At 38.4% G+C, this 12,600-nt stretch carries 12 protein-coding genes; 1 reads left to right on the forward strand and 11 read right to left on the reverse strand.

Annotated features, from left to right (window positions below; genetic code table 11):
• The coding region (locus tag ACOVO2_RS12150) for a CoA-transferase (protein ID WP_421770244.1) at window positions 1–107 on the reverse strand (107 nt) is incomplete at its 3' end.
• Window positions 108–235: 128 nt separating this feature from the next.
• On the reverse strand, window positions 236–2,449 hold the full coding sequence (locus ACOVO2_RS12155; protein WP_421770233.1) for a TonB-dependent receptor: 2,214 nt from the start codon (window positions 2,447–2,449) through the stop codon (window positions 236–238).
• Window positions 2,450–2,636: 187 nt separating this feature from the next.
• On the opposite strand from ACOVO2_RS12155, the gene ACOVO2_RS12160 reads away from it, so the two are divergent.
• Complete coding sequence (locus ACOVO2_RS12160; RefSeq protein WP_421770234.1) at window positions 2,637–3,173, forward strand: hypothetical protein; 537 nt, start codon at window positions 2,637–2,639, stop codon at window positions 3,171–3,173.
• Window positions 3,174–3,257: 84 nt separating this feature from the next.
• Here the strand turns inward: ACOVO2_RS12160 and ACOVO2_RS12165 are convergent, their stop codons facing one another.
• From ACOVO2_RS12165 to ACOVO2_RS12205, 9 genes are all read right to left on the reverse strand, one after another.
• Window positions 3,258–4,340 carry a Gfo/Idh/MocA family protein gene (locus ACOVO2_RS12165; protein ID WP_421770235.1) on the reverse strand — a complete coding sequence of 361 codons (1,083 nt, stop codon included), beginning with the start codon at window positions 4,338–4,340 and terminating at the stop codon, window positions 3,258–3,260.
• 168 nt (window positions 4,341–4,508) lie between these two features.
• Window positions 4,509–5,660, reverse strand: a complete 1,152-nt coding sequence (locus ACOVO2_RS12170) for a hypothetical protein (RefSeq protein ID WP_421770236.1) — start codon at window positions 5,658–5,660, stop codon at window positions 4,509–4,511.
• Between the two features lie 180 nt (window positions 5,661–5,840).
• Window positions 5,841–6,356 carry an NADH-quinone oxidoreductase subunit B gene (locus tag ACOVO2_RS12175; protein WP_421770237.1) on the reverse strand — a complete coding sequence of 172 codons (516 nt, stop codon included), beginning with the start codon at window positions 6,354–6,356 and terminating at the stop codon, window positions 5,841–5,843.
• A gap of 81 nt (window positions 6,357–6,437) precedes the next feature.
• Window positions 6,438–6,908 carry an NADH-quinone oxidoreductase subunit A gene (locus tag ACOVO2_RS12180; protein WP_421770238.1) on the reverse strand — a complete coding sequence of 157 codons (471 nt, stop codon included), beginning with the start codon at window positions 6,906–6,908 and terminating at the stop codon, window positions 6,438–6,440.
• Window positions 6,909–6,958: 50 nt separating this feature from the next.
• Window positions 6,959–7,267 carry a rhodanese-like domain-containing protein gene (locus ACOVO2_RS12185; protein WP_421770239.1) on the reverse strand — a complete coding sequence of 103 codons (309 nt, stop codon included), beginning with the start codon at window positions 7,265–7,267 and terminating at the stop codon, window positions 6,959–6,961.
• A 63-nt stretch (window positions 7,268–7,330) separates the two neighbouring features.
• A complete protein-coding gene (locus ACOVO2_RS12190; RefSeq protein WP_421770240.1) occupies window positions 7,331–9,211 on the reverse strand; it encodes a T9SS type A sorting domain-containing protein in 1,881 nt (626 codons plus the stop codon).
• Window positions 9,212–9,232: 21 nt separating this feature from the next.
• Window positions 9,233–10,024, reverse strand: a complete 792-nt coding sequence (locus ACOVO2_RS12195) for a PASTA domain-containing protein (protein ID WP_421770241.1) — start codon at window positions 10,022–10,024, stop codon at window positions 9,233–9,235.
• A 147-nt stretch (window positions 10,025–10,171) separates the two neighbouring features.
• Window positions 10,172–11,620: a peptide MFS transporter gene (locus ACOVO2_RS12200; protein WP_421770242.1), complete on the reverse strand. Its 1,449-nt coding sequence runs from the start codon at window positions 11,618–11,620 to the stop codon at window positions 10,172–10,174.
• 258 nt (window positions 11,621–11,878) lie between these two features.
• The coding region (locus ACOVO2_RS12205) for an acyl-CoA desaturase (RefSeq protein WP_421770243.1) at window positions 11,879–12,600 on the reverse strand (722 nt) is incomplete at its 5' end.

A 12,600-nucleotide genomic window follows, 5' to 3' on the forward strand; every position in this document is an offset into this window, starting at 1 on the left:
GTATTTTCTGGAATCCCACACAGTCCAAAGCCACCGAGCATGAGTGTTGCTCCATCTTGAATATCGGCAACTGCTTCTTTTGCACCACTAATTACTTTATTTATCATAGTTAATTTTTATTTCTGTGCAAATATAACGGATAGTAAAGGCTTGTTGGTTGATTTTTTCTAAGAAAATTATAGTAAAAACTTAGTTTTATGCAAAATCAATTGCTTTTTATGCAAAATCCGATAATTTAAAAAATACTCCATCTTGCCCCTACGAATCCTCTGATGGCTTGTAGAGGGGCATAATTATAACTCGGGTCGAATTGCTCACTGAAAGGTCGGTCAGGGCTAAAAATTGGGGCTTTGGGAAGAAAATTTGTGAAGTTTTTGATGCCTCCATAGAGCTGCAAACCATTAGAAAGACGTTTGGTGGCTTGAATATTATGAATACCAAACCACGGCGAATATTCGGGGCGAGTATCGCCGTACTCTCTAACCACTGGCAAACGCATCGGGCTGTATAGATTTCCAGTTAGGTCGAAAGTCAGTTGAGCTTTACTAAATGAGTAGCTAATGGCGTAGTTTCCAGTTAGATGTGGCGTTTGAATTTGGTTGATTTTAAGGTTATTTTCTTTTCTATAAACATCCATTAAGGTTGATCCTGCAAATATTTTCAGACTTGATGTAAAATTAAATTCAGCGTTGAGTGCCACACCTTTCGAAATTCCGTAGCCTTTCAGATTATCATATACCACCAGTTCGGGATTTTGGTCATAGTCAGCAATAATTTTATTGGAGAAATACGTATAAAATCCGTTGAGTTGAATGTTTCCGTAGCCATTTCCGAAAGTAAAAAATCGTTGGTAGTCGAGGTTTGCGTTATACGAGCGTTCGGGTTTTAATTCGTTTACTATCAATACCTTACGGGATCCCGTAAGAGCAGCATGGTCTTCCGAAAACAGATTCACAACTCTGTAACCATTGCCCAAACTCAGTCTAAAAATATTGTCTTTATTGGGCGTAAATTTCCAGTTGAATCGTGGTGTTGCAATACCGCCATGTTTAGAATTATAGTCATATCTTAGTCCAATAAGTACTTTGTTTTTGCTCGAAACCGTTATTTCATCCTGAATGAAAATACCCGGTAAACTAATTAAATCCGGAACATTTTGATTGTCAGAAATCTGAGTCACTGGCGTGTTATCATCATAGAAAGTATGTCGGAATGTTGCTCCCAAAAGTGCATCGTGGTTTTTGCCGAGTTTTTTGTCCCATAATAATTGTCCGAAAGCAATTCGTTGGGTGGCCAAATACAAAGTGTTTCCGTAAACCGAGTTTTGTTGGTGCTGATTGAACGAAAAATTGAGCGTAACTTCCTGATTATCAATCGGTAGTTGATAACTCCCGAGCATTTCGATGCGTTTCGTGAAAATAGATTCTCCGTAAATTTCGCTTCCGCCACGATTAGCTTTTTGCCATTGCATTTCTCCGCCAAAACGGTCTTCGTAAATATACCGAGCTGCAATATTGAAAACTCGATTTTGTGAGCGTCGCATTGACCATTTATTGAATAATGAAGTTCGGTTTTGAAGCGTAATATCCGTAAAGTTATCTTGATTAATGTCCCAACGTTTATTGAAAAGAAAATAATTTCCCGAGAAAAGCACATCAAATTTGCCGATTTGGGTCTTTCCACTGGCATCAAAATTATTTTCAAGATAGCTGCTGGTATTGAAATCGAAATTAAATTTCGGTGCTTTTGAAGGGTTTTTTGTAATAACATTAATTAAGCCCCCGACAGCCTCTGAGCCATAGAGCGTAGATGCGGGACCTTTCATTACCTCAATCCGCTCAACCATCGAGTTTGGAATACCACTTAAACCATAAACCGACGACAAGGCCGAAACGATTGGCATTCCATCAATCATTACCATTGTGTATGGGCCTTCCATGCCGTTGATGTGAATATCGCCCGTGTTGCAAACATTACAGTTAAGTTGCGGACGCACACCATTGACCATCGAAAGCGACTCAAATAAACTCGGCGTAGGATTTTTACGAAAAAATGTTGGGTTTAGAATCTGAATAGGAGCGGGCGACTCATTGATGCTGGTTTCTTTCATCGTACCCGACACCACTACTTCATTGAGTTGGGCGTTTTCTTCTTCAATTTCAATATTTAGGTTATTGTTTTTATCTTCTAAAATATTGATAGTGAGTTGTTTAGTTTTATAGCCAATGCTTGAAACCTGAATCGTTTGCTTGCCAATCGGAGCGTTTTTGATGATAAATTTGCCGTTTTCATCGGCTTGAGTACCAATTTTAGTATTTAAAATGGTGACACTGGCAAAACTGACAGCTTTATCTTTATTGACGATAATTCCTCTGATTTCGCTTCCCAAAGTAGTGAATGCGATGGTATTGAGTAATAAAAGTATATATATTGAAAATATGTTTTTCATGATTTTGGTAATTCTGAATACAAAGTTTGATGAATAAAATTAATATTCAAAATAAAGCTAAATATATTTTTAGGTTAACCTAAAAATATTCCTTGTGAAATAAATTTTTTTTGGCATTTTGTTTGTGTTGTTCAAAACAGAATTTATTACTTACGTTACGGCGAACTGGAAGTTCGCACCACAGTTTATGGCAAATGTAATCCTTGGAATCGGCTCACGAGTACGTCACCCAGAGTATGGTGTCGGCGTCGTAATTAATTTTAAATCAGATGTTTATGTTATTACCTTCGTAGAGATAGGAACAAAAAACATCAAAATAGATTATCCATTTGAAGTGCTGGAAGTGGTCGAACCATCGCACGATATGGTGAGTTTGTTTGACGTTGAACGAAATCTTTCAAAAATTCTTCAACGCTGGATGGATGCCACCGAAGTTGTGCCGTTGGGCGATAAATGGAAGGGTGGAAAAATGATTTTACAGCCAGGACGCCGCGATTTACAATCGAAAGAGATTCCGATTGATGTATTTTTTCACAAAATCGTGATGATGCGTGACCGACTGCGAGTTTTAGAACAACGTGTAAACGCCAGTAGTATGGACGACGAAGAAAAAGTGAATATTCAGCAATATATCACTCGATGCTACGGCTCAATGACAACTTTTAATATTTTATTTAAAGAGCCTCAACATCATTTTTCGGGAGAGAGATTGGTGGAAGCATAAAAAAAGTCTACAGTTAGTGGTCGGCAGTCCACAGTTGTTTAAAATCAATAAGCTGTGGACTGTTGACTATCGACCATGGACTAATTAAATCTTCACCGTTCCTCCATTTTTTGCAGCTTTATAGATGGCTTCTACCACTTTTATATCTCGCAGACCTTCTTCACCTGGGGCAATTAATTGCGTCGAATTCATTAATGCCATACAATCCTCGTCGAGTTGTTTGGCCTGCTGGCTTTTCAGCGGAAAATCAATGATTCCTTTGCTATGGCTTCCTTTATTGCCCGAATAATTAGAGAGTGAATCCATTTTGAGCCAGCCTCTTTCGTAATTTACTTGCAAATAATTCATCTGAATGCCAAAACTTGTGTGGCAAGCTGCCAACGCACCGCTCGGAAATTGTAGCTGAAACATCATTGTTTCTTCTACTTCTTTATAAATTTCTGGTCGAGTAGTGCTTGCTTGTGCCGTAACTGCAATTGGTTCTTCGCCTGTGGCGAGTCTTGCACCTTGAAGGGCATAGACACCCATATCGCCCATTACACCACCACCGAGAGCCTTATTTTGTTTCCAGTGTGTAGTACGATTATCGAAATATCCTGTTCCGCAGGCAACCATTCTGACTTTTCCATAGAGTTTTTCTTTGGTTATTCGCATAAATTCCTGCGTATTGGGGTCGTGTTGACAACGGTAGCCAATCGCCAGTTTCACCTTATTATCGTTGCAGGCTTTTATCATAGCTAAGCAATCATTTACTGACGGAGCCATAGGTTTTTCACAGAAAACATGTTTACCTGCTTTTGCAGCTCTGATGGTATATTCTTTGTGCATCGAAGGCGGTAAAACCACATAGACCACGTCAATGTCTGGGTTGTTGGCTATCGAATCGAAGTTTTGGTAGTTGTAAATGTTTTTATCGGGAATATTGTATTTCTGTTTCCACTTTTCAGCTTTTTCTGGCGAACCAGTCACGATTCCTGCTAAGTAACATTTTTCGGTTGTTTGCAGGGCAGGAGCGAGCAAATCAGTGCTATAATAGCCCAAACCTACTAAAGCAATTCCGAGTTTTTCTTTCGCAGGGGCAGTACTTGCCAGTAATGTATTCGGTGAAAAAATGCTGGCTGCCCCACCAACAATAATTGATTTGAGGGCGTCTCTTCGGTCGAACATAGTTTTTTAAATTAAGGATGAATTAAATATTTATTAATAGTTCTTTTTACCATAAGGTAAATTTAATGATTAAATCGGAGTGATTTAGATTTACTTACTAATAAAAATTCACAGATGTTGATGAATATTATAGGAACGTCCAATTTGGACGTTCCTACGAGCAAAATTTTAATATTTATCGTAAAAACGTCTGATTCTTGAGGTAACTTGGTCGTAGATTGGTTTTGTGAATTCGATGAATAATTGCTGTGGCGGAGGTGGTAATTGCTCACGGCTGCGAGTCATGTTTAGTTCGGTTGTTGTCAAGGCTCTTTCATCGCCATTGAAACTTGCCCATTCGTTTACCCATGTATATTCACCAGGTATTTCTTCACGAGAGAGTGTCTTATTTGTCTGATAATCAAAGATTTCCATCGAAAGAATACCTCTCGAACGAACAGCTTTGCGAGACTTAATGATGGTGGCATTTACTTTGCCATAAACGGGTACTTTTTTGCCATTAACGGTAGCTTCGCCGGTTTTTACACTGTCTTTGCTTGTTACATTTTGGCGGTCAGTTGCAATATTTGTTTCTCCAACTACAAAATCAATGATTTCGAGTCGAACAACGTGGTCGGGTCTTAGTTTTACAGTTTTCGCTTCTTCGGGTGCGTAGAATCGGATAAATTTATTGATTCGTCGATTCGTACGTAAAAACTCTTCTACTTTATCCTGAAAATAGTCGTTGCTATATTGATATAAACGTGAATTAATTTTTGGTTGCTCAACCACTACATGAACCGACCCTAAATTGAGGGCCTCTTCCAATCGGTTGCGGGCGTCTTTGTAATTTGGAGCAAAAATAGTGATTTTCTCGAAGTGGTCATAGGCAGCACGAGCATCGAGTTTGCTTACATTATTTCTTCTAAGTATGTCATTTCCTACAGCGTAACGTTCGGCGGCAGCGTTATCACGGGCTTCTTCGGTTTCTCTGTAATAAGTTTGCGGACTCACAATGCGGCGACAAGCCGTGCAACGCTCGATACTTTCTTGCATTTTATTGAGCTTGTTATAATACTCTAAGATGTTTTCCCAACGAAACTGCTGATTGGCATTTCTGGCACGAGCAATATCTCTTGTAAATTCTTCTTGTGCATTTTTATAAGCAGTTGGTAACACTTCGAGAGCTTTGCTATTATCGCTATCTTTTTTTAGTTTTTCAACTGATTGTAGTACTGCTTCGTAATAATTGCCTTTTTCAAGAGCTTTTGTGCCACTTTTTGAGCATGAAATTGTAAAAATAACCGAGGCTAAAACAATGTATTTTAGGAAGGTTTTCATGGTTTGTAAGTTTTTAGTATATACTTAAAATGATTTTGCAATATAATGCTTTTTGCTCGTTTCTTCTTGTCTGAAAAGAACGGATTAACAAATTATTAGCATTTTCAGAATAAAAAAAAGTGATAATTCTATTCGAGTTATCACTTTTGTTTTTTTGTAAATAAGCTTATAGTCAGTATTTTAACCGTCTTTTCTGAGTTCTGAAAGGCTCTGATTTTTAATTTTCTCTTGTAATTTCAAAATTCCACCAATCAATGCTTCGGGGCGAGGAGGGCAGCCGGGTACGTAAACATCAACGGGAATAATTCGGTCAACTCCTTTTACTACGTGATAGCCGTGTTCCCAGTAAGGTCCGCCGCAATTTGAGCAGCTTCCCATCGAAATCACGTATCGCGGCTCGGGCATTTGTTCGTATAAACGACGGATACGGTCAGCCATTTTGAAAGTAACTGTTCCCGAAATAATGATTACATCTGATTGACGAGGCGAGTTTCGTGGAAAAACTCCAAAACGCTCAAGGTCGTAAGATGAAGCATAAGTGGCCATCATTTCAATGGCACAGCAAGCTAACCCAAAACCCATTGGCCAAAGCGAATTTGCTCTTGCCCAGTTGGTTAGCTCATCGAGTGAGGTCAGAATAACTTCGCTCTCGCCTGTTTTTATATGTGCCTCTTTTTCGAGGGTTTCAAAATCCATTCAGTTATTGACTTAAAATAAACGTGTTTTTAAAAAATATCAATACTTTAACGTAAACTGTTGACTATCAACTGTGTACTGTTATTTATCAGCGTATTTTTCGTTGACTTGATTATACATTTCCATCGGAATCTTACTCTTAAATTTCGGAGTTCGATATTCTGGCCTTACCCAATCTAGATAGCCCTTTGCCCAAACGTAAGCCAAGCCAAGTGCTAAAACCGTAATAAAAATACCCATTTCGGCCAGTGTAAACCAACCCCAGAGTCCGTTTGTATCTTGAATAAACTGTTTGTTGCCAAAAACTGTAGCCCAAGGAAATAAGAAAACTAATTCAACATCGAAAAGAATGAAAATCAGAGCAACTATATAAAATTTTACATTAAACTGAACATTGGCATTACCAATTGGGTCTTCACCCGATTCGTAGGTTGTTAGTTTTTCTTCATTTGGCTTGTTGGGGCGTAGTATCCACGCAATACCCAGTACAGCAAGCACTGCTACTGCCGCCAAAATGATTGCCAATAATATTATACCAAAGTCAGATAACATGTTGGATGAAATTTATAAATATTGCAATAAGACCTGTGGTGCAGGCCTTTTTATTCCATTTCACGGTAGGCCATGATACCACCCAAAACGTTGTGTACATTTTCAAAACCCTGCGAAATCAAGAATTGTTTTGCTTTTCCACTTCTTGCACCGCTACGGCAGTGAATATAAATATCTTGTCCTTTAACTGCCTCAAATTCTTCAAGCCTATCAGGGATTTCGCCCAAAGGTACGAGTTTTGCACCTAAATTATCATCTTCGTATTCGTATTCTTCACGTACATCAAAAAGGTTGATTGGGTTTTCTCCCTCGATTAGCTCTTTTAATTGCTCTACTGTTATATCAAAGTTTTTTTCCATGATAATATATTTTATTGTTGTTAAGTTTCTAAAAAAGAATTGAAAACTGATAACTGCTTACTGTTAATGCACAACCATAATCTTACGAATAAAATTCTTTTTTCCATCCGAAAAATTGATGTAATAAATGTTTTCTGGTAGATTTTCTAGGCTAATTTCTTGACTATCAGTCTTTTTATAGAATACTTCTCGACCAGTTGCATCAAAAATACTTATTGATTGAATGTTTTCAAAATTCCATCGTAAAATCCCTGTTGTAGGATTCGGGAAAACCTTGAATTGGCTATCAAGGCTTGGTTCGTTGGCCAGTGGATTACTCACTCGTTTATCTTTATTGGCTTTAAAGCCCATTATTGGCCTGACCATCAGGCTGCCTTTCAGCGATTTATTCTGTACCCACTCATTTCCCAAACTATAAAAAATATTGCTTCCGAAGTCATAGTTTTTATCAACACCTACACCGATTACATCTTCATTTACTTTTGTCCAGGCCACATAAAAGGTGTCTTTCACAGCGATATTTGCATTAGATATAATGGTCGAGTCTTTCACAATCGGAGGTTCACCAGCGGCAGTTTTGGAAGTATCTTTTACTGTATTTGTATTGGTGAGTTCATATTTCACAAACCCATTGATACTGCTTGGATAAGCCACTTTAACGGATTGTTGATGCAAAACTTTTGCCGGTTTTCCGTTGGCACTATTCATGATTTGTAGCAGGAATGTCTGCCCCGTAATGTCTTTGAAATAGGGTGTGAAATTAAAGTTTACAGCATTTACTGTATCTGGCTTGTTTAGTATAAATCTAACTGCAACTTTACCCAAACTTTGGTCGGTGTCTGCACCTGTTTCGGCTGTACCGTCATCATAGGCGTAGTAGTCGAGCAATGGCGTATAATTAGAGAGTGAGTCGTTGCTCAGAGCAAAGCTTGGCGGAATGACGGTAGTTGTGTCGTTTCTGATTAGATTTTGTTCTTCATAAGTAAACTTCTGTGTGAGTTTTAAAACTGCACCTTTCTGTTTAAAACTTCTGATTTTTGTAAGTTTATTAACCCTTGGTTTACTCGGAAATTCAAAGAATTCTCCGAGAGGATTGCTGGTTGTCTGATAGCTTGTTTTTGAAACAGTATCTATAACATTAAAATTAAACTGTACGGTTCGGGCTAAGCCTTGCAAATTACTCATATTTACAACTACCGAATCATTTGTTTCTTTTTCGGGATTAATCAAATACTGAGCCATAGGCATGGCCGAATATCGTTTGAGATAGTTATTTTTAAAGCCTTGAATCGCAACTTCCTGCACATATTTTTCTTTGCGGCTTCTTTGTTTGTTCAAATAAACAAAATCAACGTGCCACATATCAAAAGCTCCTGACTGACGGCCACGAGCTTCAAATCTGAATTGGAAATTCTGGTGTAAATACTCTACTTTATTGATTACCAGTAGTTTTTGTGTGAAAATATCTTTGTTTACTCCTTCTTGTCGCCAGATAGTTTGCCATTGATTCTTGTTATTCAGAAATGATACTACCAGCGAGTCATCATTATCGGGTAATTCGCCCAGGCCTTTTGCTTGCCAATAAAAACTGAGATAAACTGAGTCGGCTGGAGTAAGTCCCGACAAATCAATCGAACGAGAAGTTAGGGTATCGGTAGTTCCGTAAGCAAATTTATTGGAGAAATTATAAGGTTTTCCAGCTGAATTTCGGCTATCGAAAGTTGCCACGTTGACTGATGGCTGATTAATTGGAAAAGAGTTGTTGATATTTACACCTCCATTTATCCAAAGATTTGGGTTGGGTGTAGCGGAAGTTGTCTGCGAAAAATCATCGAAAAATGGCAGTTTAATGGATTGGCCGTAAGTAAGTTGTGAGCTAAAAAGCACTAATAAAATAACAGACCTGCAAATACTTACAGGTCTGTTGTTTAAAAATATTTTCATATTAAACGATTCATTAACACGTTAATTATTGTCTTGGATAGGTTCTTCTGATGGAGCATCACCAGCTATTTCTACATCAATAACGTCACCGATATGAATTTTATTACCTTCGGCGGCTGGTCTTTGCTTTACAATTGTGCCATCAGCATAACCCTCGACAGCACCGACATATCGCTTCGATAAAACTAAATTTTGACCCGAAACTAATATTTCTGCCTCATCAGCCGCCATTCCAACCAAGTTTGGTATTTCTACCATTTGATCGCCAAGGCCATCGCCTACCACAAATACAACCGTCGAGCCTTTCGGAATAAGTGTTCCTGCCTTTATCTCTTGACCGTTAAATTTTACTTTTAGAACTGTATTTTCTTCTAAAGCCGGAATCATTTCGGTTGTTCCTGCTATCAATCCCGCAGATAATAATTGATTTTTAGCACTTGATTCTGACCGTTGAAAAACATCTGGCAATTTCACCATCGGAGCAGTTGCGGTCACGATTGTCAAATAAATTTTTCTTCCTTCTTTTACGCTCGAACCCGATTTCGGATATTGTGTCAGAATCGAAAGTGGTTTTGCTCCTGCCACAAATGTACAGTCGCTTACTTCATAATCGAGGTCACGGTCATCAAGGGCTTTTTCCATTTCTTCGATTGTCATACCTTTCAAATCAGGTACGGTGATTGACTGCCCATGATTGGTGCTCCACGGAAGATAAATAAAGAAAAAACTAAAGAAAAACACTAAAAATAAGGCAATGATTATGCCAATATGAACAAAGATGTCAGTTTTTGAACTCGTACTAAATTTTGCCATTTTTTATGGGTAGTTTTTTAGTCCACGGTCGATGGTCAATAGTCTACAGTTTTTTAAATTGATACTATGGACGGTGGTCTATCGACCGTGGACTTTCAAGAATTATTCAGCAAAAAAAAGGTTTTTTATCGGAAATAGCAAAGGTTTTTATTCGATGCCGCCCATCCATTTTTTTATTGGTTTGTATAAAACTATTAAAACTAAACCTGAAACCATTCCGATTAAAAATACTTGATGAAATAAATCGGGCATGGCCGCTACGTTGTTTTCGTCGAAGTTTCCAGCAAATAAGCCCGCAATAAGATTTCCGAGAGCCGCCCCAACAAACCATAAACCCATGAGTTGGCTATAATATTTTTTAGGAGCGAGTTTAGTATATGAACTCAAGCCAACCGGACTAATGCAAAGTTCACCAAGTGTATGGAACATATAAGTGAAGAAAAGCCAGCCAAGACCAGCCATTGAGCCATCTAAAACTCTTTGAGCTGCCAGATACATCACAAAAAATCCTAAGCCCATTTGTACCAAACCCAAGCCAAATTTGATTGGCACACTCGGATTTAAGTTTTTACGATTCAGGTAAATCCACAAAGCACCCATCGGAGCAGAGAAGATAAGGATAAACATCGAATTGGCATTTTGTAGCCAAGAGGCAGGCAATTCCATGCCTAAGAAACTACGCTCAGTGTGGCGGTCGGCAAATATCGTTAATGTTGTAGAAGCTTGCTCGAAACCCGACCAGAAAATCGAAATGCCAATGAATAATATGAAAAGTACACCAACTCTTTTGCGTTCGATAACTGTAAGCGAAGAATCAATAAAACCGATGTAGGCAAAATAGAAAATTGTAATGGCAATAATGACATATTTCATATACTGTGCCAGTGCAACACTATCTAAAACTCCCGATATAAGTAAAACTGCAACCAATACAAGAGCAGCAATTACTACATATAAATAAGTAAAAGAAGATTTTTGTGTTGGAGCGTTTCCTACTCCATCAAGGTATTTGCCGTTTACTTTAAAGTTAATTACTCCAAAAAGCATTGCAAATGCTGCCGCCCCGAAACCATAATGCCAGCCAACTTTTTCTCCTAAATATCCCACGACAAACATTCCAAGAAATGCCCCGAGATTGATACCGAGATAAAATATTGAAAATGCGGCATCACGTCTTGCTCCGCCTTCTGGGTATAACTCGCCAACGATTGAACTTATATTGGCTTTTAATAAACCCGTACCGATTGCCACTGTTGCTAATCCCAGAAAGAAAACCTCGGGAGAGCCCGGAATGGCTAATATTAAGTGACCAGCCATGATACACAATGCCCCGTACCAAATAGCTTTTTTCTGTCCTAAGATATTATCGGCAATCCACCCACCTGGTAAAGTCAAAAGATAAACCGAAGCCATGTAAAGTCCCATGATTGCTCCGCCAGTTTTTTCGGAAAGTCCCAAAGCACCTTCGTTTGCTCCTTTGGTTAAGTATAAAAACAAAATGGCACGCATACCATAATAAGAGAAGCGTTCCCACATTTCGGTAAGGAACAATACCATGAGGCCCATTGGATGCCCAAAGAATTTACGTTCTTGCATGTAAGGTTTAGTTTATTTGGTTAGAATATTTTGTAAAGTGTATGTCAAAAGTAATGCCTATTTCTTGAATAATGCAAATGTTGTTGCATTCACTAACGGCAAAATGTTTAAAAATGTGATAGAAAACAAAAAAATAGTTTATTTCTGCCTAAAAAAATAAAGGTGATTCGACCATCGGACCGAATCACCTTTAAGGTTTTTCATACAACGCAGTTAAACAAAAAAACTATTGACCATCGACTGTGGTCGGTGGACTACCTACATATACTTCAAGTCATTATTCAATTTCAATTTAATGATTTTCATGGCATTGAGTAGCCTTATAAGCGGATAAGTTGGGTCGAACTCGTGCCATTTGAAACCAAAATTAGCTCTGCCACCATATTTGTGGTGATTATTATGGTAAGATTCACCCATCATCAGTAAATCGAGTGGTAAAAGATTTTTGGCCGTATCGTCAACTTCAAAATTTGTATATCCGTAGCGGTGAGCATACCAATTGATAATTACTCCATGAATTGGTCCCATTAAATAATGAATAGGCAATAACAGAAACATCCACCAAGCGGTAGCAAATTTGATATAAATTAAAGTATATAGCACGCCCCAAGCAATGCGTGAAATCCATAAATCGCCGAGCCACTCCATAAATTTCCAGTTCGGCACGCCTTTCTTGAATTTTGCCTCTACCGAGTCTTGGTTATGTAGAATTCTATTGTAAATCTGACGTGTTTTCCACATCATATCAAATATTCCTTTCGAGTAGCTTGGCGAGTGTGGGTCTTCTTCGGTGTCTGCATGAGCGTGGTGCAAACGGTGCATGATTCCGTAAGCCCTCGGACTCAGAAAAGAAGAGCCTTGAGCAATGAATGTGAGTGTATAAAATACCTTCTCCCAAAACGGATTCATCGTAAACATTTGGTGCGATGCGTAGCGGTGTAAAAAGAATGTTTGCATCAGAATCGAGAAGTACCAATGCA

It is taken from the genome of Emticicia sp., from assembly GCF_049241225.1.
In the GTDB taxonomy this organism is placed as follows: domain Bacteria; phylum Bacteroidota; class Bacteroidia; order Cytophagales; family Spirosomataceae; genus Emticicia.

Coding starts and splice junctions, on each gene's coding strand:
- ACOVO2_RS12190 (WP_421770240.1), bottom strand. CDS start 9,211: ATGAAAATATTTTTAAACAACAGACCTGTAAGTATTTGCAGGTCTGTT.
- ACOVO2_RS12200 (WP_421770242.1), bottom strand. CDS start 11,620: ATGCAAGAACGTAAATTCTTTGGGCATCCAATGGGCCTCATGGTATTG.
- ACOVO2_RS12160 (WP_421770234.1), top strand. CDS start 2,637: ATGGCAAATGTAATCCTTGGAATCGGCTCACGAGTACGTCACCCAGAG.
- ACOVO2_RS12180 (WP_421770238.1), bottom strand. CDS start 6,908: ATGTTATCTGACTTTGGTATAATATTATTGGCAATCATTTTGGCGGCA.
- ACOVO2_RS12170 (WP_421770236.1), bottom strand. CDS start 5,660: ATGAAAACCTTCCTAAAATACATTGTTTTAGCCTCGGTTATTTTTACA.
- ACOVO2_RS12155 (WP_421770233.1), bottom strand. CDS start 2,449: ATGAAAAACATATTTTCAATATATATACTTTTATTACTCAATACCATC.
- ACOVO2_RS12175 (WP_421770237.1), bottom strand. CDS start 6,356: ATGGATTTTGAAACCCTCGAAAAAGAGGCACATATAAAAACAGGCGAG.
- ACOVO2_RS12185 (WP_421770239.1), bottom strand. CDS start 7,267: ATGGAAAAAAACTTTGATATAACAGTAGAGCAATTAAAAGAGCTAATC.
- ACOVO2_RS12165 (WP_421770235.1), bottom strand. CDS start 4,340: ATGTTCGACCGAAGAGACGCCCTCAAATCAATTATTGTTGGTGGGGCA.
- ACOVO2_RS12195 (WP_421770241.1), bottom strand. CDS start 10,024: ATGGCAAAATTTAGTACGAGTTCAAAAACTGACATCTTTGTTCATATT.